The sequence below is a fragment of the Streptomyces sp. CBMA291 genome, assembly GCF_014596525.1.
Lineage (GTDB): Bacteria > Actinomycetota > Actinomycetes > Streptomycetales > Streptomycetaceae > Streptomyces.
Window position 1 is genome coordinate 77,685 of the sequence record NZ_MSJP01000013.1, and the last position, 26,375, is coordinate 104,059.

Genomic DNA, 26,375 nt, shown 5'->3' on the forward strand with positions numbered 1-26,375 from the left:
GCCCGTGCTTCTAGCGTCTCGTTCTGCGGACGATACTAAGCGGTCGCTCACGTGCGGACGCGGGAGCGGGGAGACAGGTTCGGCCGCCACCAGGGACGATCCAAGGGCGAGGAGAACCAAGCATGTCCACCACCGAGCAGCGCGTAGCCGTCGTCACGGGTGCCGCACGGGGCATCGGCGCCGCCACCGCGGTCCGCCTGGCGGCCGAGGGCCGCGCCGTCGCCGTACTCGACCTCGACGAGGCGGCCTGCAAGGACACCGTCGAGAAGATCACCGCCGCCGGTGGCACCGCCCTCGCGGTCGGCTGCGACGTCTCCGACGCGGCTCAGGTCGAGGCGGCCGTCGCGCGGGTCGCCGCCGAACTCGGCGCGCCGACGATCCTCGTCAACAACGCGGGCGTCCTCCGGGACAACCTGCTCTTCAAGATGTCCGAGTCCGACTGGGACATCGTCATGAACGTGCACCTCAAGGGTGCCTTCCTGATGGCGAAGGCCTGTCAGAAGCACATGGTGGACGCGGGCTTCGGACGGATCGTCTCGCTCTCCTCCTCCTCGGCCCTCGGCAACCGCGGCCAGGCCAACTACTCGGCGGTGAAGGCCGGTCTCCAGGGCCTCACCAAGACGCTCGCCAAGGAACTGGGCAAGTTCGGCGTCACGGCCAACGCCGTCGCCCCCGGCTTCATCGTCACCGAGATGACCGCGCAGACCGCCGAGCGCGTCGGCATGGGCTTCGAGGACTTCCAGGCGGCCGCCGCGTCCATGATCCCGGTGCAGCGGGTCGGGCGCCCCGAGGACGTCGCGAACGCGATCGCGTTCTTCGCGGGCGACGACGCCGGTTTCGTCTCCGGCCAGGTCATGTACGTGGCCGGCGGCCCGCTCAACTGACGTCCGGCAGCGAGAGGAGCGAGCCCATGACCGCACAGGAACGGCCGGAGCCTTCCGGCAAGGTGGCCCTCGTCACCGGCGCGAGCCGGGGCATCGGCTACGGCGTCGCCGAGGCGCTCGTCGCCCGGGGCGACCGGGTCGTCATCACCGGACGCGGCGAGGAGGCCCTGAAGGAGGCCGTCGAGCGCCTCGGGACCGACCGGGCGATCGGCGTCCCCGGCAAGGCCCACGACGAGGCCCATCAGGCGGTCGCCGTCGAGGCGGCGATGGACGGCTTCGGCCGCCTCGACTTCCTGGTGAACAACGCCGGTACGAACCCGGTCTTCGGCCCCCTCGCGGACCTGGACCTCGGGGTGGCCCGCAAGGTCTTCGAGACGAACGTGATCTCCGCGCTCGGCTTCGCCCAGCGCAGCTGGCACGCCTGGCAGAAGGAACACGGCGGCGCGATCGTGAACATCGCCTCCATCGCCGGGGTCTCCGCCTCGCCGTTCATCGGCGCGTACGGAATGAGCAAGGCCGCCATGGTGAATCTGACCCTCCAGCTGGCGCATGAATACGCGCCACTCGTGCGGGTCAACGCCATTGCCCCGGCCGTGGTGAAGACGAAATTCGCGCAGGCGCTCTACGAGGGCCGGGAGGCGGAGGCGGCCGCCTCCTATCCGCTCGGCCGCCTCGGCGAACCCGAGGACATCGGGGGCGCGGCCGCCTTCCTCACCTCGGCGCAGTCGGAGTGGATCACCGGACAGACGCTCGTCGTCGACGGCGGGATTTTCCTGAACGCCGGAGTCGGATGACCGTTATCCGGACACTTCCCGGATCGAGTGTCCGGGTTGGGCCCGGTTCCGCGTCGAATGCCTCAAGTGCCCCGTCAGGCCTGGCGATTGACCTGACGGGGCGCTGCGGTATCGTCGGCCGACCCCTGGCTGAACGAGGAGCGTGCACGTGTTCAACCGGACCAGTCTGCAGGCGGCTGCAGCCCTTGTGTCCATATCCCTGGTATCCGGATGCAGTGTCTTCTCGGACAGTGAATCCACCGGGGACCAGAGAATCGTCATCGGTACGACGAGTTCTCCCACCACGCTTGACCCGGCCGCCTCCTGGGACAATTCCTGGGAGCTGTTCCGGAATGTCTTCCAGACCCTGGTGAGTTTTCCGACGGGCAGTACGACTCCGCAGTCGGACGCCGCCGAATGCAAGTTCACCGACACCGCCAGCCGGGTCTTCGAGTGCAAGCTCCGGGAGGGCCTGGCCTTCTCCAACGGGCACAAGCTGGACGCCGACGCGGTGCGGTACTCGATCGAGCGCATCCGCACGATCGACTTCAAGGGCGGCCCCAACGGCATGCTCGGTTCGCTCGACAGGATCGAGACCGTCGGCGACCGGACCGTCGTCTTCCGGCTCAACAAGCCGGACGCGACCTTCCCGTTCATCCTCGCCACCCCCGCGATGTCGCTCGTGGACCCGGCCGAGTACCCGGCGAACAAGCTCCGCAAGGACGGCAAGGTCGTCGGCTCGGGACCGTACGTCCTCGACTCGTACGACGAGCGCAAGAAGGCGGAGCTGACGAAGAACCCCACCTACAAGGGTTTCGCGGACCGCAAGAACGGCGGCGTCACCATCCGGTACTTCGACCAGTCCGACGCGCTGGTCGCCGCGCTCAAGAACAAGGAGATCGACACCACCTACCGCGGTCTCACCGCCGAGGAGGTCGTCGCCCTCCAGGACGACAAGCCGGAGAACAAGGGGCTCCAGGTGGTCGAGATGACGGGCGCGGACATCCGCTACCTCGTCTTCAACACCCAGGACCCCACGATCGCCAAGCTGCCCGTCCGCAGGGCCATCGCCCAGCTCGTCGACCGCGAGGAGCTGGTCAACAAGGTCTACCAGGGCACCGCCGAGCCCCTGTACTCCATGGTGCCCAAGGGCATCGCGGCTCACACCACCAAGTTCCTCGACCGCTTCGGCGACCCCAGCGCGAAGAAGGCCGAGGAGATCCTCCGCGCCGACGGCATCACCGACCCCGTCGAGCTGACCTTCTGGTACGCGACGGACCGCTACGGCTCCTCGACCGCCGCCGAGTTCGCCGAGCTGAAGCGGCAGCTGGAGGCGCCCGGACTCTTCAAGGTGACCCTGCACGGCAAGCCCTGGAAGGAGTTCCAGGAGGACGTCCAGAAGGGCCGCTACTCGGTCTTCGGCCGAGGCTGGTTCCCCGACTTCCCGGACCCGGACAACTTCGTCGCGCCGTTCCTCGGCAAGGAGAACGTCCTCGGCACCCCGTACCTGAGCCCCAGGATCACCGGCGAACTGCTTCCGAAGTCCCGTCGCGAGAGCGACCGGGGGACCGTCACGAACGAGTTCGTGGAGGCCCAGGAGATCATGGTCCAGGACGTCCGGCTGCTGCCGCTGTGGCAGGGCAAGCTGTACATCGCGGCCCGGGAGGACATCGGCGGCGGCGAGCGCTGCCTCGACCCGCAGGCGGTCATGCAGTTCTGGGAGCTGAGCCGCCGGGCCAGCTGGTAGCGGGACGGCCCCCGGGGGCCACTGTCAGTGGCCCCCGGTAGGTTCTGGAACGTAGACAGGAACGTCCACCGGAGGTTGACCGTGACCGACACCACCATGCTGCCCGAGTCCTGGCGGGGTGTCCTCGGCGAGGAACTACAGAAGCCCTACTTCGCCCAGCTCGCCGAGTTCGTCGAGGAGGAGCGGGCCAAGGGGCCGGTCTTCCCGCCGAAGGACGAGGTCTTCGCCGCCCTCGACGCCACCCCGTACGACAAGGTGAAGGTCCTGATCCTCGGTCAGGACCCGTACCACGGCGAGGGGCAGGGCCACGGGCTCTGCTTCTCCGTCCGGCCCGGGGTCAGGACCCCGCCCTCCCTGCGGAACATCTACAAGGAGATGCAGGCCGAGCTGGGCCACCCCATCCCCGACAACGGCTATCTGATGCCGTGGGCCCAGCAGGGCGTCCTCCTGCTGAACGCGGTCCTGACGGTCCGCTCCGGCGAGGCGAACTCGCACAAGGGCAAGGGCTGGGAGAAGTTCACGGACGCGGTGATCACCGCCGTCGCCTCGCGGCCCGACCCGGCCGTCTTCGTCCTCTGGGGCAACTACGCGCAGAAGAAGCTGCCCCTCATCGACGAGGAGCGGCACGTGGTGGTGAAGGGCGCCCACCCCTCGCCACTCTCGGCGAAGAAGTTCTTCGGCTCGCGCCCCTTCACACAGATCGACGAGGCCGTCGCGGCCCAGGGGCACGAGCCGATCGACTGGCGCGTTCCGGACCTCGGCTGAGCCTCGGCCCGATCCGGCACGGGGGCGGCTAGCGTCGGCCTCCCAGTGGGCGAAGCGGGCGGAGGCGCGGTGACCGAGCGGCGGCGGGTGTCGGACGACGGGGTCATGACCAGGATCGGGCAGGCCAGGATGCTGCTCCACGGCGGTGACCGGGAAGAGGCCCGCAACCGCTTCGGGGTGCTGTGGCAGGAGATCGGTCCTGAAGGGGACCCCCTCCACCGCTGCACCCTCGCCCACTACATGGCGGACGCCCAGGACGACCCCGATACGGAGCTGGCCTGGGACCTGAGGGCCCTGAGCGCGGCCGAGGGCCTGGCCGGAGAGCGGCTCGCCGCCCATGGCTCGGCGGCCGCGCTCCGGGCCCTGTACCCCTCCCTCCATGTCAACCTGGCCGCCGACTACGTCAAGCTCCGGCAGCCCGAGGCCGCCCGGATCCATCTGGACCGGGCCCGCAGGGCCTCGGACCACCTGGACGACGACGGCTACGGCAACGGGGTCCGGGCGGCGATCGAACGACTGGAGCTACGGCTCGGGGACGAGTGAGGGAAGGGGCGCGCGGGGCGGGCTCAGCGGCCGTACGTGTCCCGGCAGATCTTGGACGGGGCACTGCCGACGACCCAGCTTCCGTACCGCTCGCCCAGCCCGCACACATCCGCCCGGGTCAGCGGGGGATGCTGCGCGAGGTCCCGCGAGGGCGGCTCGGGGAGCGCGGGCCGGACCGCCGGATGCGGCCGTTGTTCCCACCGCGGGTGTACGTCCTGCGGGCGCACCGGGGCCGGAGGGCGGTGGCGCGCTTCGGGCGGGGGCGGGGTGGACGGCGGGGGAGCGGGCAAGGCGGCTTCGAGCGCCTCGCGGGCCGGACCCTCGACGATCTGCGGGGCCACGCGCTGGGTGGGGCGTACGGTCTCCGCGGCGGGTGCGGGCGCGGGCCGGGTCGGCGGGGCCTCCACCGACACGCATCCGGCGAGGGCGGCCACGGCCGCCCCGACCAGGATCTTCGCTGTGGTTCGTGTTCCATGCACTACGCAACTCTGCTGGTCCGAGGGCTGCCCGCGCGCCCCTACCGGCCGGGAATGCCCCGCATGGGTGAGTGCGAAGACGGCGGGCCTTGACCCGATCCGGGGCCCGGCCCGCCGGGGCGGCGCCCACCGGGCCTCACGGGGCGGTGCCCGACCGGGCCTCGCGGGGTGGTGACGGCCAGGGGTATGTCTAGTCGCCGGTCACGCCGTCCACCCGCTCGCGGAGCAGGTCCGCGTGGCCGTTGTGGCGGGCGTACTCCTCGATCATGTGGAGATAGATCCAGCGCAGGTTGATGGGCCGGCCGTTGCGGGTCCTGCCGGCGGCGACGTCGTCGAGTTCACGGGCGGCGGCCAGGCTCCGCGCGTGGGCGATCTCCTTCTGCCAGGTGGCGAAGGCTTCCTCGTAGGTGTCCTCGTCGGTGGCGTGGATGTCCCGGTCGATGTCCTCGTCCGTCGAGTACAGCCACGGGGCCGGCTCGTCGGCGAGGGCCTTGCGGAACCAGCCGCGCTCGACCTCGGCCATGTGCCGGACGAGGCCCAGGAGGTTCAGGTCGGAGGGCGGGGCGGAGGGGGTGCGCAGTTGGGCGTCGGTCAGCCCCTCGCACTTCGACGCGAGGGTCGCGCGATGGTAGTCCAGCCACTGTTCCAGCGCCTCGCGCTCGCCCGTGGTGGTGGCGGGATCGACTCGGGGCACGGATGCGACGCGTTCGGTTGTCATGCCCGCATCGTGCCGTAGCCGTCCCGGGCCCGCCACTGCTTTCCCGCGCCCGGCCGTCCTGGTCCGGGACCGCTCCGACGTAAGCTGACCAGCGTGAACGGCCGCCGTGCGAAGGGCCGGTGGACTCGGGCGAAGGAGAGCGCATGAAGGTCGGCTGCATCGGACTCGGCGACATCGCGCAGAAGGCCTACCTTCCCGTCATCGGGGCCCTCCCCGGCGTCGAGCTGCATCTCCAGACGCGTACCGCCGCGACGCTCGAACGAGTCGCCGACACCCTGCATCTGCCCGCCGAGCGGCGCCACCGCGACCTCGACTCGCTGCTCTCCGCCGGGCTCGACGCGGCGTTCGTGCACGCGTCGACCGCCGCGCACGCGGAGATCGCGGAACGGCTGCTCGACGCGGGCGTCCCCACCTACGTCGACAAGCCGCTCGCGTACGAGTACGCCGACGCCGAGCGGATCGTGGAACTGGCCGAGAAGCGCGGCGTCTCCCTCGCGGTCGGCTTCAACCGGCGCCTGGCCCCCGGCTACGCGCAGTGCGCCGAGCACCCGCGCGAGCTGATCCTGCTCCAGAAGAACCGGGTGGGGCTGCCCGAGGACCCGCGCACCTTCGTCTTCGACGACTTCATCCACGTCGCCGATACCCTGCGGTTCCTCGTCCCCGGCGAGATCGACCACGTCGACGTGCGGGCCAGGGTCAAGGAGGGCCTGATGCACCACGTGGTGCTCCAGCTCTCCGGCGACGGCTTCACCGCCATCGGCATGATGAACCGGATGAACGGCTCCACGGAGGAGATCCTGGAGGTCTCGGGCCAGGACGCCAAGCGGCAGGTGCTCAACCTCTCCGACGTGATCGACCACAAGGGCCAGCCGACCCTGCGCCGCCGTGGCGACTGGGTCCCGGTGGCCCGCCAGCGCGGCATCGAACAGGCGGTCCTCGCCTTCCTCGACGCCGTACGGGAGAACAGGCTCCTGAGCGCCCGGGACGCCCTGGCCACCCATGAACTGTGCGAGCGGGTCGTACGGGAGGCACTGCTCCAGGCTTCCTGACGGGCACCGCCGGGGGCGGGGCGATGCGGGGCCGGACCGGGGACGGTCGGGACCACACCGGGGCGGACGCGCGCCGGGGGCGGGGAGACGGCGGAAGGCCCGCCCGGCTGATGCCGGGCGGGCCTTCCGCCGAGTGGTCCCGAGTCCCCGCTATCCCGCGGCCTCACCCGCGTGCGGGCTCAGCACACCCATGCCGACCAGCACGATCAGCAGGATGCCGAGCAGGACGCGGTAGATCACGAACGGCATGAAGGACTTCGTGGTGATGAACTTCATGAACCATGCGATGACCGCGTATCCGACGGCGAAGGCGATGAACGTCGCGAAGATCGTCGGGCCCCAGGAGACGTGTCCCTCGCCCGCGTCCTTCAGTTCGAAGACGCCCGAGGCGAGGACGGCGGGGATCGCCAGGAGGAAGGAGTAGCGGGCCGCCGACTCGCGGGTGTAGCCCATGAGCAGACCGCCGGAGATCGTCGCGCCCGAGCGGGAGACGCCGGGGATCAGGGCCATCGCCTGGCAGACGCCGTAGATCAGGCCGTCCTTCACGCCCAGGTCCTTGAGCGTCTTGCGTTCGCGGACCACTCGGTGGCGGCCGCCGATCTCGTCGCGGGCGGCGAGCCGGTCCGCGATGCCGAGGACGATGCCCATGACGATCAGGGTGGTGGCGATGAGTCGAAGATCGCGGAAGGGGCCTTCGATCTGGTCCTTGAGCGTGACGCCGAGGACACCGATCGGAATGGAGCCGACGATCACCAGCCAGCCCATCTGGGCGTCGTGGTCGGAGCGCATCGCCTTGTTCGTGAGCGAACGGAACCAGGCCGAGATGATCCGGACGATGTCCTTGCGGAAGTAGATCAGTACCGCCGCCTCCGTGCCGATCTGGGTGATCGCGGTGAAGGCCGCTCCCGGGTCCTCCCAGCCGGCGAACGCCGCGGTGAGGCGGAGGTGCGCGCTGGAGGAGATGGGAAGGAACTCCGTCAGCCCCTGGACGAGTCCGAGGATGAACGATTCGAACCAACTCATGGGGCTAGGGCCGTCCCGTTATGTACGTGTGCGGTCAGAAGGTCGTGCGCAGCGTACCTTCCCAAGATGTCGGGCCCGTGGTCAGGCCTCTCCGGGAGTCGCCGGGCCGGTCGCGGTCCATCCCGGGCTCCGGACATGGACCTTGAGGGACTCCCTGTCGGCCTCGTCGCCGCAGTGCGCGCAGACGACCCGGGGAGTGAGGATCTCGCCGCATCCGTGTTCGAGGACGACCGGGCGGTCGTCCGTGTTGAGGTGCCGGTCGCCCCAGGCCATCAGGGTCACCAGAACCGGCTGGAGGTCCGCCCCGGCGGGCGTGGCCCGGTACTCGAAGCGCGGCGGGTGCTCGTTGTACGGCACCTTCTCCAGGATCCCGGCTTCGACCAGGCGCTTGAGGCGGGCGGTGAGGATGTCGCGGGGAGCGCCCGTGTTGCGGGCGATCCGGTCGAAGCGGTGCACGCCGAGGAAGACCTCGCGGAGCACGAGCAGCGAGTACTTCTCGCCGACGAGCGTGAGGGTGTCGGCGATCGAGCAGGGGCGGGGCGCGGCTTTCATGGAGCCAGGGTAGGGCAGCGGACGCCTTGTGGGTCCGGAAAACCAATCGACCCGCTCGTGAGGGTTTGAAAATCAATCTGACTGGGTTAGGTTACCGATGAGTGTCGGTCCATTTCTCCAACCGAGGGGGCTCGGTCATGCGTGACGCCGTCATCGTCGAAGCCGTACGGACGCCGATCGGGAAAGGAAAGACCGGCGGAGCCCTCTCCGAGGTCCACCCCGTCGCCCTCCTCTCGCACACCCTGCGCGCCCTGATCGCACGCTCCGGCATCGACCCCGCCCTCGTCGACGACGTGATCGGCGGCACCGTCGACCAGGTCGGCGAACAGGCAATGAACACCACCCGCTACGCCTGGCTCGGCGCCGGATTCCCCGAATCGGTCCCCGCCACCACCGTCGACCGCCAGTGCGGCTCCTCCCAGCAGGCCGTCCACTTCGCCGCCCAAGGAGTGCTCTCGGGGGCGTACGACATCGCCGTGGCCTGCGGAGTCGAGTCGATGAGCCGTGTCCCCATGTGGTCCAACGTGCCCCCCGGCGCCGACCCCTTCGGCCCCGGCGTCGCCGAGCGCTACCCCGAGGGCCTCGTCCCACAGGGCATCAGCGCCGAACTCGTCGCCGCCAAGTGGTCCCTCGGCCGAGAGGCCCAGGACGCCTTCGCCGCGGCCTCGCACACCAAGGCCGCCCACGCCTGGGACGCCGGACTCTTCGACGCCGAGGTCGCCCCGTACGGAACCGTCCGTCGCGACGAGTCCGTACGCCCCGCCACCACCCCCGAGATCCTCGCCGGGCTCCGCCCCGCCTTCGAGGACCCCGGCTTCGCCGCCCGCTTCCCGCAGATCGACTGGTCCGTGACCGCGGGCAACAGCAGCCCCGTCAACGACGGCGCCTCCGCCGTGCTCGTCATGGCCGCCGACACCGCGCGGAGCCTCGGACTGCGCCCTCTCGCCCGGCTGCGCTCCTTCGCGGTCACCGGCTCCGACCCGCTGCTCATGCTCACCGGCGTCATCCCCGCCACCGAGAAGGTCCTGCGCCGCGCGGGCCTCTTGCTCGCCGACATCGACCTCTTCGAGATCAACGAGGCCTTCGCCGGCGTGGTCCTCGCCTGGCAGCAGGAGACCGGCGCCGACCCGGCCAAGGTCAACGTGCACGGCGGCGCCATCGCCCTCGGCCACCCCCTGGGCGCCAGCGGCACCCGGCTCACCACCACCCTGGTGCACGCCCTGCGGGCCCGGGGCGCCCGCTACGGACTCCAGGCCATGTGCGAGGCGGGCGGCCTCGCCAACGCGATGATCGTCGAAGCCCTCTGACCCCGCACGTCAGTGGGCGCCGCCCACCGGCTCGGCCGACCCGCCGGAGGGGGAACCCGAGGCCGGGGCCTGGGACGCGGCCGGGACCGCAGCCCGCAGCCGGTGCCGCTTGAGCCAGGCCACCACCGCCGCGCCGAGGCCCGAAAGGACGATGAAGCCCGTGGAGACGAGGAAGGCGGGGGAGCCCGGCTCGCCCGCCCGTGCCCCCGCCACCACGTACGCCGCCGTGTTCGGCACCGAACCGAGCGCCGTCGCCACCAGGAACGGCACGTACCCCATCCGCGAGACCGCCGCGCAGTAGTTGGCCGCCACGAAGGGCACCCCGGGGAACAACCGGATCGCCAGCATCGAGCGGAACCCGTGCCGGCTCAACTGCCCGTCCGCCGCCGTCAGCCAGCGCCCCCGCACCAGCGGCCGCAGCGCGTCCTGCCCCAGGAACCGGCCGAGCGTGAAGGAGATCCCCGCGCCCAGCACCGTCCCCGCGAGCGCCGCCGTCAGACCGAACGCCGAGCCGAACAGCGCCCCCGCCGCCAGATTGAGCACCGGACGCGGTACGAGCGCCGCCGTGCACACCCCGTACGCGAGACCGAAGAGCAGCACCGCGTCCGCACCGCCCGTGTGCGCGGGCCAGCCCGAGGAGAGCAGCCGCTGTGGCTCGTAGAGCAGGACGAGCGCCGCCGCGGAGAGCAGCAGCAGGGCGAGCAGCGAGAGCCGCGAGCGCGGTGAGAGCAGGGCCCGGGAGCAGCGCAGGGCGAGAGAGCCCGGCGGCCGGGGCACGGGATCGAGCATTCGGGGAGAGTAACCGACGCGCCCGTATGATCGCCGTCATGTGCGCCACGTCCGCCCCCGGTCCACTCCGGAGCGCCCCGGGAAGGGAGGACGCGTGACCGATTCGAGGCCGAAGGGCACCGGCTCGGACGGCACCGGACCCGACCCCCGCACCTCGGGCCCCGCCCCCGAAACCCCCACGACCCACGCAGCCCGGGGGTCCCACGCGGCTGCCGGAAACCCCGCGCTCCCCGTCCCCCACAGCCCCCTCGCCGATACCGTCCTGGAGCGGCTCACCGCCGTCTACCCCACTGCCGGGGACCCCTTCCGGGCCCAGGAGATGACCGCGTACATGAAGGGGATCGCCCCCTTCCTCGGGCTGCGCGCCGCCGAGCGCCGGGCCCTCGCCCGTACCGTGCTCGACGGCGTGCCCCGGCCCGAGGAGCGGGACTGCGCCGCCGTCGCACTGCGCTGTTTCGCCCTGCCCGAGCGCGAGTACCACTACTTCGCCGTCGACTATCTGCGCCGTCACGTCAAGCGCTGTTCCTCCGGGTTCCTGCCCGTGGCCCGCCGTCTCGTCACCACGGTCTCCTGGTGGGACACGGTCGACCACCTCGCCGTCCACGTCGTCGGCGGGCTCGTCGCCGCCGATCCCGCGCTCGGCGCCCGGATGGACGAGTGGATCGGGGACGAGAACCCGTGGGTGGCCCGTACGGCCCTCCTCCACCAGCTTCGCTTCCGGCAGGACACCGACGCCGAGCGGCTCTTCTCCTTCTGTCTGCGCCGCGCCGCAGACCGGGACTTCTTCCTCCGCAAGGCCATCGGCTGGAGCCTGCGCGAGTACGCCAAGACGGCCCCTGCGGAGGTCCGCGCCTTCGTCGACGCCCACACGGACGTGCTCTCCCCGCTCTCCGTGCGCGAGGCGACCAGGCACCTCTGAGCCCCCGGCCGGGACGCGCGGGGCGCTCGGCACAATGGGGGAGTGAACGAGCACCTTCCCGTCCTGCGCGAGACCGACCACGGCACCGCCCGCCTCATGCCCGACGTGGACCGGGAGCACGCCTGGCTCCTGACGGTCGACGGAGCGCCCCAGTCGTACGTCGACCTCGACGACCCCGCGTATCTGGAGTTCGAGTACGCGCGCAGGCTCGCCCATGTCGTCGACGGCGCCGCCGCAGAGGGCGACCCGCTGGACATCCTGCACCTGGGCGGCGGGGCGCTGTCCCTGCCCCGGTACGTCGCCGTGACCCGGCCCGGCTCCCGCCAGGACGTCGTCGAGGCCGATCGCGGACTGATCGCCCTGGTCGCCGAACACCTGCCGCTGCCCGAGGGGTCGGGGATCGCGGTGCACGGCGCCGACGCCCGGCGCTGGCTCGAAGCGGCGCCCACCGGCTCGGCCGATCTGATCGTCGGCGACGTCTTCGGCGGCTCGCGCGTGCCCGCCCACCTCACTTCCGCGGAGTACGCGCGCGAGGTACGGCGCGTCCTGCGCCCCGGAGGCGTCTACGCGGCCAACCTGGCCGACGGGGCGCCCTTCCCGTTCCTCCGCTCCCAGCTGGCCACCTTCGCCACCGTCTTCCCCGAGCTGGCGCTCGTCGCCGAACCGGCCGTGCTGCGCGGCCGCCGCTTCGGCAACGCGGTCCTCGCCGCCTCCGACCGCGAGCTGGACATCGCCCGGCTCGCCCGGCGGGCGGCGGCGGACGCCTTCCCCGCGCGCGTGGAGCACGGGGAGGCGCTTCGCCGGTTCACCGGCGCCGCGGAACCGGTCCTCGACGCCGGGGCCGTACCCTCACCCGTTCCGCCGGAGGGCGCCTTCGGCATCGGCTGACGCGGACCCGGACCCGGCTCCCGGCCCGGTGCCGGATACGGACCCGGTGCCGGATACGGACCCGGGCCCGGCCACCGGCCCGGTGGCACCGGAGAGCACCGCTTCCGCCACGCCCGCCCCGCCGCCGCTCTCCACCGTGTGCGTGCGCCGCGTCAGGTTCCGTACGTCCGGCACCAGCAGGACGAGCGCGGTGACCAGGGTCATCAGGGCCGCCGCGCCCCACAGCGAGGCGCTGCGGCCGAAACCGCTCTCCGCCGGGCCCGCGAGCGCGGTCGTCAGGGGCAGCAGGGCCGTCGAGCCGAACCAGTCGTACGCGGCGACCCGGGACAGCTTCTCCTCAGGGATCTCCTGGTGCATGGTCGTCATCCATGAGACGCCGAAGACCTCGATGGCCACGCCGCTGACGAACATCGCGGCGGCGAGTCCCATCGCATTCAGCGGCACGGCGAGCGCGGCCGAGGGCAGGGCGATCGGGAAGACGCACAGCGTTCCGACGAAGAGCAGCCTGCGCGGTTTCCACCGGGTCATCAGGACCGCGCCCGCCACGGTCCCCACGCCGTACGCGGCGAGTGCGACGCCCCAGGGGCGCGGGCCGCCCAGCTGGTCCCGGGCGACCAACGGTCCGAACACCGACTCGACCGCCCCGATCAGGCCCACCACCACGGAGAACTGGGCGACGATCGACCACAGCCAGGGCCGGCCGATGAACTCCTGCCAGCCTTCGCGCAGGTCGGCGAAGAGCCCGCCGCCGGGCGCGCGCTCCGGAATGCCGCTCACGTCGAGGAAGGCCCGCAGCCCGCCCGCCACGGCGAACGCGATCGCGTCGATCAGGAGGACCCAGCCGGGGCCGACGAAGGCGACGAGGGCGCCGCCGAGCGCGGCGCCGCCGATCGACGCGCCGTGCATGGCCATCCGGTAGAAGGCGAAGGCGCGGCTGGCCTGCGCCCCGCTGACGCTGGACATCAGCATGCCCTCGGCCGCCGGGTTGAAGAACGCCTGGCCGGTGCCGCAGAGACCGGTGAGGATCATCATCTGCCAGATCCGCGCCTCGCCGGAGAGGACGAGGAGGGCGAAGGCGGCTTGCGAGACGCAGTTGAGGGCGTTGGCGGCGACCATGACCCGGTGCCGGGGGATCCGGTCGGCGACCGCGCCGCCGATGAGCAGGAAGAGGACGAGCGGCAGGAAGCGCGCCATGGCCACGAGGCCGACCTCTCCCGGACCGCCGCCGGACTCGAACACCGCCCAGGTGGTGGCGATCAGCGCGCCGTGCGTGCCGAGGTTGGTCACGATGGTGGCGGCGGTGAGGAGCACGTAGTTGCGGCCGGCCCACTCGGGCCGACGGGAGCGATGGGGGGTGGGACCGGGGGAGGCGGCGGGATTCTTCACTCCCGGACTATCCCTGGCGGGGGCTCCGGATGCCAACCCGATATCCGGCTCGGACGGAGCCCCCGGGCAGGTCAGAGCGCCGGGGGCCGTCTCGTGGGAGTGTCGGGACTCCGGGGGCCGAGTGGTTCCCCGGGCCCGTTCGGTGGGGGAGTGTCAGGATCCCGGGGCGAGCCGGACCGTGGCGAGGATCTGCCGGACGACGGCGTCCGGGATCTCGTCGGCGACCCCGGCTGCGCCGTAGAGCACCCAGGTCGAGAAGTCGCCCTGCGCGTTCTTGAAGGTGAAGGCGTACGACTTGCCGTCCGACTCGCACTTGTTGCGCTTCTTGACGTTCGGCGCCTTGGCCGTGGCCAGGCTGCCGGTGAGACCCGAGGTGGTCGTGTACGGCACGGGCTTGGTGATCTGGATGGTGCTCTGCGGCATGTGCTGCGCGTAGCCGCCCCACACCCAGGTGCCCGCCTCGCTGCGGGCGGCGTCGGCGGTGTTCTTGGCGCCCTGGCCGCCCTTGGTGCCCGCGGTGCTCAGGCCCCAGTTCTCCACGACGCCGTTCTTGTCGCTGTCGAACGTGCACCACTCGCTCTTGAGGCGGGTGGGGCTCGACATGGTGATCAGCGGGGAGCCGTCGTTCTTCTTCTCGTCCTCGAAGAAGGTGACCGACCCGGGCTTGAGCACCTCCCACTCCGGCGGTACGTCGAAGAGGGTGCCGTACTTCGGGTTGTAGACGACCTTCCAGCCGGGGATGGTCGGCTGCTGGGCGGCGCCGTCCCGGGGGTTGTCGAGCGTCGGCGGCGAGCCGGGGTCCGTCGGCGGCTCACCGGTGGGGGTCGCGGGAGTGGAGGCGCTCGTGGGCGGCTTCTCCTCGGCGACGTTCTTCTTGTCGTCCTTTTCCCCGCCGAGGAGGAGGAAGGCGGTGGCACCGGCCGCGACGACCACGGCGCTCGCGGCGACGATCGCCACGAGGCGGGTCCGCTTCTTCTTGCCGTCCCCGGGTCCGCCGGGTCCGCCGGGCTGTCCCGGAGCCGGTACCGCGTACTGCGGCATGGTCGGCTGCTGGTACGGGTTCGGCTGGCCGTACCCGGGCTGCTGGCCGTACCCCTGCTGCGGGTAGCCGGGCTGGGCCGGCTGCTGCGGCTGACCCGGCTGGGTCGGCGGCTGCTGGTACGGGTTGGGCTGCTGGTACCCCGACTGCTGGTAGGGGTTCTGATTCTGGTCCTGCGGGTTCTGCTCGCCCCCGGGCGGCTGCTGTCCTGGCCACATGGCCAGTAACGATAGAGGTGCCGGGGCGTCCCGACCACGTCCGCCCCCGGGGCACGCGCGCGTGGAGCGGTCCGCGCGGCCGGAGCCGGGGGATGGCCAAGCTTGCTACTGACCGGTAACGTCAGGGTGCATGACCGCAGACCAGATGTCCGTCGGCGAGCTGCTCGCCGCCACGGTTCCCATGGCCGGGACCCTGAACCTGGAGTTCCTGGAGACCACCGCCGAGCGTGCCGTCGTCCGCCTGCCGGACCAGCCCGCCTTCCACAACCACGTCGGCGGCCCGCACGCCGGTGCGATGTTCACCCTGGCCGAGTCGGCCAGCGGCGCCATCGTGCTCGCCGCCTTCGGCGAGCAGCTCGGCCGCGCGGTACCGCTCGCCGTCAGCGCCGAGATCGGCTACCGGAAGCTGGCCAAGGGCGTCGTCACGGCCACCGCCACCCTCGGCCGCCCCGCCGCCGAGGTGGTCGCCGAACTCGACGCCGGGCAGCGCCCCGAGTTCCCGGTCCGCATCGACATCACCCGCGAGGACGGCGCCGTGACCGGCGAGATGACCGTCGTCTGGACCTTGCGGCCGAACGACCCGGGGAAGTGATCCGAGGCTCGGACGCCGAGCACCCGCCGGTCACCCGTCCTCGGGGATGCCGCGAACTCGGCGTCCCCGGGGACGGGGGTGCGTGGGTGATCCCCGAACCCTGCTCCCCGATCCCTGACCCCTGCCCCCCGATCCCTTATCCCTGATCTCCATCGACGATCCCGGACCCCCTGCCTCCGTCCCCCCGGCCTCAAGGGGTGAGGTGCCGTCGGATGAACGGCGCCATCCCCAGGACGAGCGCCGCGAAGGCCGTCAGTCGCTGAAGGCCGGGCTGCGCGGCGAGGCCGCTGTGCTGGATGCCGTAGGCCGCGTACCAGTTGGCGGCGAGGTCGGTCGCCATGATCGCGCAGGCCAGGTCGATTCCCCGGCGCCTGCCCCGGATCAGGAACACGGCGGCGAGTACGTCGAACAGCGCCAGCGACGACCAGTAGAGATTGAGCCACCCGGGTGCCCAGTCGTACGGGCGCAGACCGTGGCCGAGCAGGTCGGACAGGTGCGCGGAAGCGCCGACGAGCAGCAGGACGGCGGCGATGCCGCAGGCCGATAAGGCCGCCCAGCGCGGGGTGTGGCGCATCCATCCGATCATGCCGCGGATCCTCCCATCCACGGGCGCCGTCTGTCAGGCCGCCGGTCCGATGGTCGTACCCCTCTGCCCTGGCGGACCCGGCGAGGCGCCGAGGGCGCGTTCCAGGAGGTCGGCGGGCACGGGACGTTCGCTTCGACCGGGTAGGCTGCACCGGCGTGCCCGCGTGGTGCACGACGGTGCCCCGCCCCCGACCACGGGCCGGGCGGAGAAGTCGCGACAGATCAGTCGAAACGGGAGGAAACCACGTGCACGTACAGGAGTGGCTGGAGACGATCCCCGCGGTCGCCATCTACGTCCTGGTGGGGGCGGTGATCGGGCTGGAGAGCCTGGGCATCCCGCTGCCTGGCGAGATCGTCCTCGTCAGCTCGGCCCTGCTCGCCTCGCAGCACGGTGACATCAACCCGTATGTACTCGGCGCCTGCGCCACCGCCGGTGCGATCATCGGCGACTCGATCGGCTACGCCATCGGCCGCAAGGGCGGCCGCCCGCTCCTCGCCTGGCTGGGGCGGAAGTTCCCCCGGCACTTCAGCGAGGCCAACATCGGGCTCGCCGAGAGTTCCTTCCAGAAGTGGGGCATGTGGGCGGTCTTCTTCGGCCGCTTCATCGCGCTCCTCCGCATCTTCGCCGGACCGCTCGCGGGCGTCCTGCGGATGCCGTACTGGAAGTTCCTCATCGCCAACGTCCTCGGTGGCATCCTGTGGGCGGGCGGCACCACGGCCGTCATCTACTCCGTCGGCGTCGTCGCCGAGGCATGGCTGAAGCGCTTCTCCTGGCTCGGTCTCGTCCTCGCCGTACTCATCGGCCTCGCCTCGATGCTGGTGATCAAGAACCGCGCCAAGAAGGCGGCGGCGCAGCGGGCGGCCGAACCCGCGCCCGTCCCGGCGGCCGACTGAGCGGTACGCCAGTGCACCCTGCACGTCCGTACGCGGAAGGCGGCACCCTGCGAAAGGGTGCCGCCTTCCCGTGCGTACGGATCGGCCGTTCCGTGCGTACGGATCGGCCTTCCCGTGCGTACGGATCGGCCGTTCCGCCGTGTACGGCTCAGTCCCCGAACGCCTCGCCGTGGATCTTGGCGAGGTGCAGATACATCTCCGCGTTCAGCCGGATGCCCGCCTGCTCCTCCTCGGTCAGCGGACGGCGCACCTTCGCGGGGACGCCCGCCACCAGCGAGCCCGGCGGGACCTCCATCCCCTGGGGGACGAGCGCCTGCGCGGCGACCAGCGAACCGGCGCCGATCCGCGCGCCGTTGAGGACGGTTGCGCCCATGCCGACCAGGACGTCGTCCTCGATGACACAGCCGTGCACGGTCGCGTTGTGGCCGATGGTCACGCGCGCGCCGATGGAGACGGGGAATCCGGGGTCGACGTGGACCGTGCAGTTGTCCTGCACGTTGGCGTCCTCGCCGACCACGATCGGACCGCAGTCCGCCCGCAGCACCGTGTGGTACCAGACGCTGGCCCGCGCGCCCAGGGTCACCTCGCCGAGCACCACGGACGTGGGGGCGGTGAAGGCGGTCGGGTCGACGCTCGGTTCCTTGCCGCCCACACCCTTGATCAACGCCTCTGTCATGCTTCGCTCCTGATCGTCAGCCGTCGTGTCGCGCCCGGGGAGTGCCCCGGCCGCAGACTAGCCGTGCCCATGACGGACATCACAGGGGAGCGCACTGAACAGGCACGACGGCGCCGACTACGGTGGCCGGGTGCCCAGGAACAGAAACACGTTCTCATCCCTGTCCGCCTGGCGGCGCCGGGCCCTCGCCCAGGCCGTACAGGGCGGCTGGCGCTGGGCGCAGCGGGCCGGATCCGTCACCGCGGAACAGCCGGGGAAGCTCAGGTTCCGCCGCCTCGGCGCGGGCACCCGGCTGGCCTTCCCACAGGGCACGGTCTTCGGCGAGCCGTGGATCGAGATCGGCGAGTGCTGCATCATCGCCGAACAGGTCACGCTGACGGCCGGGATGCTGCCGGATCTCGACCTGGGGACGGAGACCGTCCTGACCCTCGGCGACGGCGTCGTCCTCGGCAGGGGCAGCCATGTCATCGCCGACGCGCGGGTGACCATCGGCTCGGACACCTATTGCGGGCCGTACGTCTACATCACCTCCACCAACCACAGTTACGACGACCCGGACGAGCCGGTCGGGCGCCAGTGGCCCCGCTCGGAGCCGGTCTCCATCGGACCCGGCTGCTGGCTCGGCACCGGCGCGGTGATCCTCCCCGGCGCCCGGCTCGGCCGGAACGTGGTCGTCGCGGCGGGCGCCGTCGTACGGGGCGAGGTGCCGGACCACTCGGTGGTCGCCGGCGCCCCGGCGAAGGTCGTCCGCAGGTGGGACCGGGAGAAGGGCTGGCAGCCCCCGCTCCGCACCCCGGCCCCGGTGCCGATCCCGGAGGACGCGACCCCGCAACAGCTCGCCGCGCTCGCCGCGTGGGAGACCGAACGGGCGGGCTGAGCCCCGCGGCCGGTGTCGCCGTGTGGACGGGCCGAGCCCGGCCGGAGCCTCCGTACGAGGGTGGGCTGAGCGGCGCCGGGACCGCCCGAGGCCACGGGCCCCGGGCCCGTACCCTCCCTCCCATGGGAGAGACCTTCGAACACACCCCCGTCGTCTGGACCGTCGGCCGGCTCCGTGAGGCGCTCAAGGACGTCCCCGACGACACCCCCGTCCACGTCGCGGTCGCACCCCGCCCGGCCGCGTGGGACTTCGACGACCACGTCCTGGTCGCCTACGCGCCCATCACCCGCCACCGGCCGCCCACGGCGTCGGAACCGGCCGGGGCGTCGGAACCGGCCGGGGAGGAGGTCGAGCACACCCTGTTCACCGACTGGCCCGCGGGCCGGTACGACGCGCCGGAGCAGTGGCCGGACTGCGGTGACGAGGGCGACGAGTGAGATGAGCCGGGCCCTCGGGGGAGGGGGCGGAGCCGGGGTCGTGCGCGCTCAGCCGCCGGGCTGCGGGCGGACGGTGAGGATCTGCTCGGCGCGGCCCACGGGCCCGTCCACGTCGTGCAGGACGCTGCTGGTGAGGCCCTGCCCCGACGGGCCGAAGGTGACGGTCGTGTCCAGACCGGTCCACCGCCCCCTCGGCTGCCGGTGCAGATGGATCGTCAGATCGAGGTTGGGGAACATCCAGGTGGCCGGATCCTGCTGTACGGCGATGCCGTTCGCCGTGTCCACGAGCGCGATGTACGAGGCGAGCGGCCCGATCTCCTCGCCCGCGACCAGGGCGACGGGCGAGGACAGCCACGCGGTGGTGCGCCCCTTGCGGACCGGGGGAGTCCGGCGCACCTCGATCGAGGAGACGTAACCGCCCTCCCAGGCGTCGCCCATCGGCCAGGGGGCGAGTTCCCCGGGCGCGGGCAGCGGCGCCACGGGGCTGTCGGCGACGGCCGAGGTGTCGAGCGAGGCGAGCAGCCAGGCGCGGGCGCGGACGACCGGGCGGCCGTCGATGGTCACGGTCGCTTCGAGGAGTTCGATGGTCCGGCCGGGGCGGACGGTCGCCACGCTGATCTCGCACTCGTCGAGCGCGATCCGGCCGAGGATGTCGTAGCTGATCCGGGAGAGGGCGAGGGGCCCGTGCGCGGCCTCGGGGCGCGCCGCGAGGTGCTGCTCCAGGGCGTGCGCGACCAGTCCCGCGAGCGGGCTGAAGTGCTGCTCGTCGGCGCTCCACGCGCCGCCCGCGTGGGCCGTGGGCTTGAAACGGTGCTCGCCCGTCCGCTCGTAGTAGCTCGCGGGGGCGAGGGCGCCTGTGGTCACGTGATCGGTCTCCTCGGGCGGGTGCGCAGGGCACGCGGGGGACGACGGGGTGCGGGGTGACAGGGGATAGCTGTACCCATCACGCATCGTAAGGAGCCTCACCCCGGGTAGGGGTGTGATCTGCCGCACAGGGCGGAGCCCGGTCCGCCCCCCTCGTCGCCCTCCTCGGCCCCCCTCGTTCCGCCCTCGCTCCGTCGTCCTGGCGGGCCGATTCACCCTTGAGTGTCTTCCCCGGGGAATTTCCGGAGTCGGTCCGATCGGCGGACTAGCGTGCAATCGTTCCGCGCCGACGGGCGCGGCCCTGTGAGGAGGACTCCTGTGCCATCCCCCTGTGACCCCCGGCGCGCGCCCGCCGGAGACGTGAGCGCGGCGCTTCTGGTGGTCGATTCCCGTCTCAAGGCCGTCTATGAAGGAAAGGCCCCGGACAGCGCCGAACAGCGGCGGCTGAACAAGCAGTTCGTGGAATCCCTGGGCCCCGGCGGCGCCAAGGACCTGCTGGACGGAGCCTGCACGCTCGTCTTCATGTACATGAAGTGGCTGCGATCCGCCTGCGAGGAGCACGACAAGGACATCGTCGAGTTCGTGGTCACGCCTATGGTGGCCACGATGCGGAAGATGTCCCGCAGCATCCGCCCCGAGACCATCCCCACCATGGCGGGTCTCGTCATCGCGGCGGGCATGGGCCTGAGCCCGAGCCTCTGGCGTCAGCAGTACGGAGAGTGGACACCGGAGGAGATGAACTCCCTGGAGGCCACGATCTTCCTGCTCGCGGAGCTGATCAACCGGATCACCGAGGACCGGGAGTTCGCCACCCGTCTGGTCGCCAACGCGCTGACCGCGGCCGGACGCTGAGGCCGAGGAGCCCAGGAGTCGAGGAGTCGAGGGGGAGCGCCGGCGAGGCGAGTGGGCCGGGCGGGGAGGTGTCGGTGGCCGTATGTGCGGTGCCGGGCGGGGAGGTGTCGGTGGCCGGGCGGGCAGTACAGTGCACTGAACCTCGCGGTACAGCTCACCGTATTCACCGCAGAGACCCCTGTCATCCAGGACATTGGACGGAACGTGTCGGACCTCGACCAGCTCACGCAGTCGCTCGCCCGGAACCTGAAGCGCTGGCGCAAGGAGCGGGGGCTCACCCTGGACGCCCTCGCCGCACGGGCGAGCGTCAGCCGGGGCATGATCATCCAGATCGAGCAGGCCCGTACGAACCCGAGCGTCGGCACCACCGTCAAGCTGGCCGACGCCCTCGGCGTCTCCCTCGCGACCCTCCTCGACCACGAGCAGGGCCCCCAGGTCAGGCTCGTCCCGCCGGAGCAGGCCGTCCGGATGTGGTCCACCTCCACCGGCAGCCACACCACCCTCCTCGTCGGCGCCGAGGCCCAAGGGCCCCTGGAACTGTGGTCCTGGACCCTCATGCCGGGCGACGGTAGCGCCTCCGACCCGCACCCGGACGGCACGGTCGAGCTGCTGAACGTGACCTCCGGCGTCCTCACCCTGGTCGTGGACGGCGAGGAGCACACCCTGCCCGCGGGGACCTCCGCCGTCTTCGAGGCCAACGCGGCACACACGTACCGCAACGACGGGACCGAGCCGGTCGAGATGACGATGGCCGTCTCCATCCCGCCCGTGCGCTGAAGGAGGGGAGGCGGCGGGACCGCGCGGGGGCCGGTTGTAGCGTGGAGCGCATGCTCGCACCCATCGGTTCCTTCGAGGACGCCGCCCCCGCCGCCGACCGCCTCGACCTGCTGACCGGCCCCGTCGCCGCAGCCGTCCGTTCCTGGACGGGGCCCGTCCCGGTGGACCAGCTGCTGTACGTCGACACCGATCCGGCCATCGCCGACACGGCCGTCTTCCTCGAACACCACGGGCCCGAGCTGCTCGACGCCTCCGCCAACTGCGTGGTCGTCGCGGGCCGGAGGGGCGAGGCGACGACCCTCGCCGCCTGTGTCGTGAAGTCCGCGGCCCGGGTCGACGTCAACGGGGCCGTACGCAAGCACCTCGGCGCCCGCAAGGCCTCCTTCGCCCCGATGGACACCGCGACCGGCGAGACAGGCATGGAGTACGGCGGCATCACCCCCGTCGGCCTCCCCGAGGGCTGGCCGCTCCTGGTGGACGCCGCCGTCGTCGACACCGCATGGGTCCTCGTGGGCAGCGGACGCAGGCGCGGCAAGCTCATCCTGCCCGGCAAGGCCTTCGCCCAGCTGCCGGGCGCGGTCGTCCTGGAAGGCCTCGGCGTCCCGGCCGCCTGAGACCGGGACGGGAACCGGCGCCTCGCTCCTCCCGTGGAACGAGGGGAGTGGGTGCGCGGGGGACCGCCGGAGCGGGAAGCGGGGAAGCGGGGAAGCGGGCGGGCGGCGGATCAGCCGAGGCGCGGTATCTCGATGGCGGGGCAGCGGTCCATCACCATCTCCAGACCTGCCGCGCGGGTGCGGTCGAAGGCCGCCTCGTCGATCACGTCCAGCTGGAACCAGACGGCCTTGGCGCCGATCGCGACCGCCTCGTCCGCGATCGCGCCCGCCTGCTCGCTGTTGACGAACACATCGACGACGTCGACCGGGAACGGGATGTCCGCCAGGGAGGCGTACCCCTGCTCGCCGTGGACCGTCTCCGCCTTCGGGTGGACCGGGACGATCCGCTTCCCGAAGCGCTGAAGGACCTCCGCCACCCCGTACGCCGCCCGCGCCGTGTTGGACGAGAGGCCCACCACCGCCCAGGTGTCGCCCGTGGACGTGAGGATCCTGCGCACCGCGTCCGACGCCGAGTAGCCGGCCGGCCCGCTGGTCGTGGTGTCGACGCTCATCGCTGCTGCTGCCTCTCCTCGGTGCGGCCCGTCCACACGTCCGCCGTTCTCCCCGACAACGAACGCGCCCGCCCCGGGATTCCCGGGAGGGATACCACTTCCGGGGGAACGTAGGCTGGTCGGATGCAGGAGCAGTACCGTACGCCGGCCCGCGAGGGCGTCCACGAGACCGAGATCAACCGCTCGCGCTTCCTCTGCGCGCTCGCGCCCGTCGCCGACGAGCGGGAGGCGCAGGAGTTCGTCGCCCGCGTCCGCAGGGAGCACCCGACCGCCACCCACAACTGCTTCGCGTACGTACTCGGCGCCGACGCCTCCGTGCAGAAGGCCAGCGACGACGGCGAACCCGGCGGCACGGCAGGGGTGCCGATGCTCCAGATGCTGCTGCGCCGGGAGATGCGGTACGTCGTGGCCGTCGTCACCCGCTACTACGGCGGGGTGAAGCTCGGCGCGGGCGGTCTCATCCGGGCCTACGGCGGAGTGGTCGGCGAGGCCATCGACGCGCTCGGCACGGTGACCAGACAGCGCTTCCGGCTCGCCACCGTCACCGTCGACCACCAGCGGGCGGGCAAACTGGAGAACGACCTGCGGGCCACCGGCAGGGCCGTCCGCGAGGTGCGGTACGCCGAGGCCGTGACCATCGAGATCGGCCTCCCCGACGCGGACGTCCCCGCCTTCCAGGCCTGGCTCGCGGATGCCACGGCCGGCGCGGCCTCGTTCACACTCGGCGGCGAGGCGTACGGGGACGCGTGAGGTTCGCGCCGGGGGCGCGTGGCACGGCCGCGCAGGACCGGGGGCGCACGCGCACCACCGCGCGCCCCGCACCGGGGCGTGCGCGCGGGACCGATCACGCCCCTCGGGGGGATAGCGTGAAGACGTACGACGACGGGAACCAGCGGCGAGGAGCGGCGCACATGCGGGGTGGATCGGCATCGTGAGGCTCCTGCACACCTCGGACTGGCATCTCGGCCGGTCCTTCCACCGGGTCGGCCTCCTCGGCGCACAGGCCGCCTTCCTCGATCACCTCGTGGCCACCGTCCACGCACACGGGGTCGACGCGGTGCTCGTCGCCGGTGACGTCTACGACCGGGCCGTGCCTCCGCTGCCCGCCGTCGAACTCTTCGACACCGCCCTGCACCGCCTCGCCGAGGCGGGCGTGCCCACCGTCATGATCTCCGGCAACCACGACTCGGCCCGCCGCCTCGGCGTCGGCGCCGGACTCATCGGACGGGCCGGAATCCACCTCCGTACCGACCCCGCGGGCATCGGCACCCCCGTCGTCCTCGCGGACGAGCACGGCGAGGTCGCCCTCTACGGCCTGCCCTATCTCGAACCCGCCCTCGTCAGGGAACAGCTCGGCGCGGAGAAGACCGGGCACGAGGCCGTCCTCGCCGCGGCGATGGACCGGGTCCGCGCCGACCTCGCGACCCGGCCCGCCGGGACCCGCTCCGTCGTCCTCGCCCACGCCTTCGTGGCGGGCGGCGAGCCCAGCGACAGCGAGCGCGACATCACCGTCGGCGGGGTCGCGGCCGTCCCCGCCGGAATCTTCGACGGTGTCGACTACGTGGCCCTCGGACACCTGCACGGCAGCCAGACCGTCACCCCGCGCGTCCGCTACTCCGGCTCCCCGCTCGCGTACTCCTTCTCCGAGGCCGACCACCGCAAGACCATGTGGCTCGTCGACCTCGGCCCCGCGAAGGACCCCACCGGGAACGTCACCGGGGACCCCACTGGAAGCGCCACGGACGACCCCATCAGGAACGTCTCTGAGGGCCCCACTGGAACCGCCACGGACGGCCCCACAGGAAAGGCCGCCGCGATTCCCACCGGGAGCCCCGTCGCGAGGGCCGTGCAGAGCCCCGGCGCGGACCCGGGCGCGGACGCCCAGGCACCCGCCCCCGCCCGGACTCCCGCCCCGGCGCGTGCGCCCCTCTCCGCCGTACGTCTCGACTGCCCCGTCCCGCGCCCCCTCGCCCGGATCAGGGGCCGGCTCGACGATCTCCTCGCCGACCCCGCGCACGCGCGCCACGAGGAGTCCTGGGTCGAGGCCACCCTCACCGACCCCGTACGCCCCGACGAGCCGATGGCCCGGCTCACCGAGCGCTTCCCGCACGCCCTGCACCTCGTCTTCGACCCCGAGCGCTCCGACGACGGCCCCGCCGTCTCCTACGGCGCCCGTCTCAGGGACCGCACCGACCAGCAGATCGCGGAGGACTTCGTGGCCCATGTGCGCGGCGGCGCGACCCTCGACGGCGCCGAGCGGACGGTCCTGTACGGCGCCTTCGACGACGTACGGACCGACACGGCCGAGCGCGAGGGGGACCGGTGAGACTGCACCGCCTGGAGATCACCGCCTTCGGCCCCTTCGGCGGCCACCAGACCGTCGACTTCGACGCCCTGTCCTCCGCCGGGCTCTTCCTCCTCCACGGCCCGACCGGCGCGGGCAAGACCTCCGTCCTCGACGCCGTCTGCTTCGCCCTGTACGGAAGCGTCCCCGGCGCCCGCCAGACCCCGGGCGCACCCCTGCGCAGCGACCACGCGCCCGTCGGCACCCCCACCCAGGTCGTCCTCGAACTGACCGTGGGCGGCCGACGTCTGGAGATCACCCGGCGCCCGGCCCAGCAGCGCCCCAAGAAACGCGGCGACGGCTTCACCACGGAGAAGGCCCAGACCTGGCTGCGCGCGTACGACCCCGCCACGCGCGCGTGGCAGGGCCTCAGCCGGTCCCACCAGGAGACCGGCGAGGAGATCACCCAGCTCGTCGGCATGAGCCGGGAGCAGTTCTGCCAGGTCGTCCTTCTGCCACAAGGCGACTTCGCGCGGTTCCTGCGCGCCGACGCCGAGGCCAGGGGCCGCCTCCTCGGCCGCCTCTTCGACACCCGCCGCTTCGCCGCCGTGGAGGAGCGCCTCGCCGAACTGCGCCGCCACACCCAGCGACAGGTGGAGGAGGGCGACGAACGCCTGCTCGCCCTCGCGCACCGGATGGCCCAGGCAGCCGGTGGCCTCGGCGCCGCCCGTACCGCCGTGGACGGCCGCCCCGGCGACCCCGGACTGGCCGACGCCGTCCTCGGCTGGGCCGCCGTCGCCCGTACGGAGGCCAGGGAAACCCTGGACATCGCCCGCGTCCGGCTCGACGCGGCCGAACTCCGCCAGAGCGCCGCCCGCGCCGCGCTCGACGCCGAGAACGACCTCGCCGCCCGCCAGGAGCGCCGAGCCGACGCGCTCCGGCGCAAGGAGCGCCTGACCGCGCACGCCCCGGAGCACGACCGGCTCCAAGCCGCCCTCGACCGTAGTCTCAAGGCCGAGCGGGTCGCTCCCGCGCTCGCCCTGCGCCAGGAGGCCGAGCGGGCGCACGCCGGAGCGCTCGCGGCCCGCGCGCGCTCCTGTTCCCCGCTTCCGGCCGAACTCGCCGACGCCGGATCCGAGCGGCTGACCGTCCTCGGGGACCGGCTGCGCGAGGAACTGGGCGGCCTTGAGGCGGCCCGCCGTGCCGAGCGCCGGGCCACCGTGCTCGCCGGGGAGCGCGCCGTCCTCGACCGCGAGGCGCGTGCCGACGAAGCCGTCCTGCGCGACGCCTCGGAGT

The 26,375-nt window shown here is 72.3% G+C and carries 30 protein-coding genes; 19 read left to right on the forward strand and 11 right to left on the reverse strand.

The features are described from left to right. Positions 1–122: 122 nt before the first annotated feature. The 5 genes from fabG to BU197_RS03715 all read left to right on the forward strand — a co-directional run bounded on the left by fabG (position 123) and on the right by BU197_RS03715 (position 4,712). Complete coding sequence (gene fabG, locus BU197_RS03695) at positions 123–884, forward strand: 3-oxoacyl-ACP reductase FabG (RefSeq protein ID WP_188266717.1); 762 nt, start codon at positions 123–125, stop codon at positions 882–884. Positions 885–910: 26 nt separating this feature from the next. Beyond that, positions 911–1,678, forward strand: coding sequence for an SDR family oxidoreductase (locus BU197_RS03700; RefSeq protein WP_188266718.1), 768 nt, complete (start codon positions 911–913; stop codon positions 1,676–1,678). Positions 1,679–1,826: 148 nt separating this feature from the next. Further along, positions 1,827–3,404, forward strand: a complete 1,578-nt coding sequence (locus tag BU197_RS03705; protein ID WP_188266719.1) for an ABC transporter substrate-binding protein — start codon at positions 1,827–1,829, stop codon at positions 3,402–3,404. 81 nt (positions 3,405–3,485) lie between these two features. Next, positions 3,486–4,169 carry a uracil-DNA glycosylase gene (gene ung, locus BU197_RS03710; protein WP_188266720.1) on the forward strand — a complete coding sequence of 228 codons (684 nt, stop codon included), beginning with the start codon at positions 3,486–3,488 and terminating at the stop codon, positions 4,167–4,169. Between the two features lie 105 nt (positions 4,170–4,274). Beyond that, on the forward strand, positions 4,275–4,712 hold the full coding sequence (locus BU197_RS03715) for a hypothetical protein (RefSeq protein ID WP_223183947.1): 438 nt from the start codon (positions 4,275–4,277) through the stop codon (positions 4,710–4,712). Positions 4,713–4,735: 23 nt separating this feature from the next. Here the strand turns inward: BU197_RS03715 and BU197_RS03720 are convergent, their stop codons facing one another. Beyond that, positions 4,736–5,191: a hypothetical protein gene (locus tag BU197_RS03720; protein WP_188266722.1), complete on the reverse strand. Its 456-nt coding sequence runs from the start codon at positions 5,189–5,191 to the stop codon at positions 4,736–4,738. A 187-nt stretch (positions 5,192–5,378) separates the two neighbouring features. Then, positions 5,379–5,906: a DinB family protein gene (locus tag BU197_RS03725; RefSeq protein WP_188266723.1), complete on the reverse strand. Its 528-nt coding sequence runs from the start codon at positions 5,904–5,906 to the stop codon at positions 5,379–5,381. A gap of 143 nt (positions 5,907–6,049) precedes the next feature. Here BU197_RS03725 and BU197_RS03730 point away from each other — a divergent pair, with 143 nt between their 5' ends. Continuing rightward, on the forward strand, positions 6,050–6,955 hold the full coding sequence (locus BU197_RS03730) for a Gfo/Idh/MocA family protein (RefSeq protein WP_188266724.1): 906 nt from the start codon (positions 6,050–6,052) through the stop codon (positions 6,953–6,955). 150 nt (positions 6,956–7,105) lie between these two features. On the opposite strand, the gene BU197_RS03735 is transcribed toward BU197_RS03730, so the two are convergent. Beyond that, entirely contained in the window at positions 7,106–7,978 is an 873-nt protein-coding gene (locus BU197_RS03735) for an undecaprenyl-diphosphate phosphatase (RefSeq protein ID WP_188266725.1), read from the reverse strand. Between the two features lie 81 nt (positions 7,979–8,059). Next, positions 8,060–8,530, reverse strand: a complete 471-nt coding sequence (locus tag BU197_RS03740) for a winged helix-turn-helix transcriptional regulator (protein WP_188266726.1) — start codon at positions 8,528–8,530, stop codon at positions 8,060–8,062. A gap of 137 nt (positions 8,531–8,667) precedes the next feature. On the opposite strand from BU197_RS03740, the gene BU197_RS03745 reads away from it, so the two are divergent. Beyond that, entirely contained in the window at positions 8,668–9,837 is a 1,170-nt protein-coding gene (locus BU197_RS03745) for a thiolase family protein (protein ID WP_188266727.1), read from the forward strand. 9 nt (positions 9,838–9,846) lie between these two features. Here BU197_RS03745 and BU197_RS03750 read toward each other — a convergent pair whose 3' ends face one another. Beyond that, a complete protein-coding gene (locus tag BU197_RS03750) occupies positions 9,847–10,626 on the reverse strand; it encodes a TVP38/TMEM64 family protein (RefSeq protein WP_188266728.1) in 780 nt (259 codons plus the stop codon). 262 nt (positions 10,627–10,888) lie between these two features. On the opposite strand from BU197_RS03750, the gene BU197_RS03755 reads away from it, so the two are divergent. Next, positions 10,889–11,545 carry a DNA alkylation repair protein gene (locus tag BU197_RS03755; RefSeq protein WP_223183946.1) on the forward strand — a complete coding sequence of 219 codons (657 nt, stop codon included), beginning with the start codon at positions 10,889–10,891 and terminating at the stop codon, positions 11,543–11,545. A gap of 42 nt (positions 11,546–11,587) precedes the next feature. Further along, positions 11,588–12,433, forward strand: a complete 846-nt coding sequence (locus tag BU197_RS03760; protein ID WP_188266730.1) for a spermidine synthase — start codon at positions 11,588–11,590, stop codon at positions 12,431–12,433. On the opposite strand, the gene BU197_RS03765 is transcribed toward BU197_RS03760, so the two are convergent. Both BU197_RS03765 and BU197_RS03770 read right to left on the reverse strand, forming a co-directional pair. Continuing rightward, positions 12,395–13,819 (reverse strand): MFS transporter, encoded by a 1,425-nt coding sequence (locus tag BU197_RS03765; protein ID WP_317452325.1) that lies wholly within the window; start codon positions 13,817–13,819, stop codon positions 12,395–12,397. The genes BU197_RS03760 and BU197_RS03765 overlap by 39 nt on opposite strands. Positions 13,820–13,972: 153 nt before the next feature. Then, entirely contained in the window at positions 13,973–15,076 is a 1,104-nt protein-coding gene (locus BU197_RS03770; RefSeq protein ID WP_188266732.1) for a hypothetical protein, read from the reverse strand. A 130-nt stretch (positions 15,077–15,206) separates the two neighbouring features. Here BU197_RS03770 and BU197_RS03775 point away from each other — a divergent pair, with 130 nt between their 5' ends. Further along, complete coding sequence (locus tag BU197_RS03775; protein WP_188266733.1) at positions 15,207–15,668, forward strand: DUF4442 domain-containing protein; 462 nt, start codon at positions 15,207–15,209, stop codon at positions 15,666–15,668. A 190-nt stretch (positions 15,669–15,858) separates the two neighbouring features. Here BU197_RS03775 and BU197_RS03780 read toward each other — a convergent pair whose 3' ends face one another. Beyond that, positions 15,859–16,254 (reverse strand): hypothetical protein, encoded by a 396-nt coding sequence (locus BU197_RS03780; protein ID WP_223183927.1) that lies wholly within the window; start codon positions 16,252–16,254, stop codon positions 15,859–15,861. Positions 16,255–16,499: 245 nt separating this feature from the next. On the opposite strand from BU197_RS03780, the gene BU197_RS03785 reads away from it, so the two are divergent. After that, the gene (locus tag BU197_RS03785; RefSeq protein WP_188266734.1) at positions 16,500–17,147 is read left to right on the forward strand and encodes a DedA family protein; all 648 of its coding nucleotides are present in this window, start codon (positions 16,500–16,502) and stop codon (positions 17,145–17,147) included. A 148-nt stretch (positions 17,148–17,295) separates the two neighbouring features. Here the strand turns inward: BU197_RS03785 and BU197_RS03790 are convergent, their stop codons facing one another. After that, the gene (locus BU197_RS03790) at positions 17,296–17,823 is read right to left on the reverse strand and encodes a gamma carbonic anhydrase family protein (protein ID WP_188266735.1); all 528 of its coding nucleotides are present in this window, start codon (positions 17,821–17,823) and stop codon (positions 17,296–17,298) included. 130 nt (positions 17,824–17,953) lie between these two features. On the opposite strand from BU197_RS03790, the gene BU197_RS03795 reads away from it, so the two are divergent. Both BU197_RS03795 and BU197_RS03800 read left to right on the forward strand, forming a co-directional pair. Beyond that, positions 17,954–18,700 (forward strand): acyltransferase, encoded by a 747-nt coding sequence (locus tag BU197_RS03795; RefSeq protein ID WP_188266736.1) that lies wholly within the window; start codon positions 17,954–17,956, stop codon positions 18,698–18,700. A 122-nt stretch (positions 18,701–18,822) separates the two neighbouring features. After that, positions 18,823–19,137, forward strand: coding sequence for a DUF6225 family protein (locus BU197_RS03800; RefSeq protein ID WP_188266737.1), 315 nt, complete (start codon positions 18,823–18,825; stop codon positions 19,135–19,137). Positions 19,138–19,185: 48 nt separating this feature from the next. Here the strand turns inward: BU197_RS03800 and BU197_RS03805 are convergent, their stop codons facing one another. After that, entirely contained in the window at positions 19,186–20,001 is an 816-nt protein-coding gene (locus BU197_RS03805; RefSeq protein WP_317452324.1) for a thioesterase family protein, read from the reverse strand. Positions 20,002–20,319: 318 nt separating this feature from the next. On the opposite strand from BU197_RS03805, the gene BU197_RS03810 reads away from it, so the two are divergent. The 3 genes from BU197_RS03810 to BU197_RS03820 all read left to right on the forward strand — a co-directional run bounded on the left by BU197_RS03810 (position 20,320) and on the right by BU197_RS03820 (position 22,244). Next, positions 20,320–20,853, forward strand: a complete 534-nt coding sequence (locus BU197_RS03810) for a hypothetical protein (RefSeq protein WP_188266739.1) — start codon at positions 20,320–20,322, stop codon at positions 20,851–20,853. Between the two features lie 204 nt (positions 20,854–21,057). Beyond that, complete coding sequence (locus tag BU197_RS03815; protein WP_188266740.1) at positions 21,058–21,630, forward strand: helix-turn-helix domain-containing protein; 573 nt, start codon at positions 21,058–21,060, stop codon at positions 21,628–21,630. A 50-nt stretch (positions 21,631–21,680) separates the two neighbouring features. Next, positions 21,681–22,244 (forward strand): YbaK/EbsC family protein, encoded by a 564-nt coding sequence (locus BU197_RS03820; RefSeq protein WP_188266741.1) that lies wholly within the window; start codon positions 21,681–21,683, stop codon positions 22,242–22,244. Between the two features lie 110 nt (positions 22,245–22,354). Here the strand turns inward: BU197_RS03820 and BU197_RS03825 are convergent, their stop codons facing one another. After that, a complete protein-coding gene (locus BU197_RS03825; RefSeq protein WP_188266742.1) occupies positions 22,355–22,795 on the reverse strand; it encodes a CoA-binding protein in 441 nt (146 codons plus the stop codon). Positions 22,796–22,918: 123 nt separating this feature from the next. On the opposite strand from BU197_RS03825, the gene BU197_RS03830 reads away from it, so the two are divergent. The 3 genes from BU197_RS03830 to BU197_RS03840 form a co-directional block, all read left to right on the forward strand. Beyond that, a complete protein-coding gene (locus tag BU197_RS03830) occupies positions 22,919–23,545 on the forward strand; it encodes a YigZ family protein (protein ID WP_188266743.1) in 627 nt (208 codons plus the stop codon). Between the two features lie 181 nt (positions 23,546–23,726). Beyond that, positions 23,727–25,121: an exonuclease SbcCD subunit D gene (locus BU197_RS03835; RefSeq protein ID WP_188266744.1), complete on the forward strand. Its 1,395-nt coding sequence runs from the start codon at positions 23,727–23,729 to the stop codon at positions 25,119–25,121. Then, on the forward strand, positions 25,118–26,375 hold a 1,258-nt coding region (locus BU197_RS03840; protein ID WP_188266745.1), incomplete at its 3' end, for an AAA family ATPase. The genes BU197_RS03835 and BU197_RS03840, both read left to right, overlap by 4 nt.

Bases quoted from the DNA above. Each gene is read 5' to 3' on its own strand.
- fabG (WP_188266717.1), top strand. From the start codon at position 123: ATGTCCACCACCGAGCAGCGCGTAGCCGTCGTCACGGGTGCCGCACGG.
- BU197_RS03700 (WP_188266718.1), top strand. From the start codon at position 911: ATGACCGCACAGGAACGGCCGGAGCCTTCCGGCAAGGTGGCCCTCGTC.
- BU197_RS03715 (WP_223183947.1), top strand. From the start codon at position 4,275: ATGACCAGGATCGGGCAGGCCAGGATGCTGCTCCACGGCGGTGACCGG.
- BU197_RS03725 (WP_188266723.1), bottom strand. From the start codon at position 5,906: ATGACAACCGAACGCGTCGCATCCGTGCCCCGAGTCGATCCCGCCACC.
- BU197_RS03730 (WP_188266724.1), top strand. From the start codon at position 6,050: ATGAAGGTCGGCTGCATCGGACTCGGCGACATCGCGCAGAAGGCCTAC.
- BU197_RS03735 (WP_188266725.1), bottom strand. From the start codon at position 7,978: ATGAGTTGGTTCGAATCGTTCATCCTCGGACTCGTCCAGGGGCTGACG.
- BU197_RS03740 (WP_188266726.1), bottom strand. From the start codon at position 8,530: ATGAAAGCCGCGCCCCGCCCCTGCTCGATCGCCGACACCCTCACGCTC.
- BU197_RS03745 (WP_188266727.1), top strand. From the start codon at position 8,668: ATGCGTGACGCCGTCATCGTCGAAGCCGTACGGACGCCGATCGGGAAA.
- BU197_RS03750 (WP_188266728.1), bottom strand. From the start codon at position 10,626: ATGCTCGATCCCGTGCCCCGGCCGCCGGGCTCTCTCGCCCTGCGCTGC.
- BU197_RS03770 (WP_188266732.1), bottom strand. From the start codon at position 15,076: ATGTGGCCAGGACAGCAGCCGCCCGGGGGCGAGCAGAACCCGCAGGAC.
- BU197_RS03775 (WP_188266733.1), top strand. From the start codon at position 15,207: ATGACCGCAGACCAGATGTCCGTCGGCGAGCTGCTCGCCGCCACGGTT.
- BU197_RS03780 (WP_223183927.1), bottom strand. From the start codon at position 16,254: ATGATCGGATGGATGCGCCACACCCCGCGCTGGGCGGCCTTATCGGCC.
- BU197_RS03790 (WP_188266735.1), bottom strand. From the start codon at position 17,823: ATGACAGAGGCGTTGATCAAGGGTGTGGGCGGCAAGGAACCGAGCGTC.
- BU197_RS03800 (WP_188266737.1), top strand. From the start codon at position 18,823: ATGGGAGAGACCTTCGAACACACCCCCGTCGTCTGGACCGTCGGCCGG.
- BU197_RS03820 (WP_188266741.1), top strand. From the start codon at position 21,681: ATGCTCGCACCCATCGGTTCCTTCGAGGACGCCGCCCCCGCCGCCGAC.
- BU197_RS03825 (WP_188266742.1), bottom strand. From the start codon at position 22,795: ATGAGCGTCGACACCACGACCAGCGGGCCGGCCGGCTACTCGGCGTCG.
- BU197_RS03830 (WP_188266743.1), top strand. From the start codon at position 22,919: ATGCAGGAGCAGTACCGTACGCCGGCCCGCGAGGGCGTCCACGAGACC.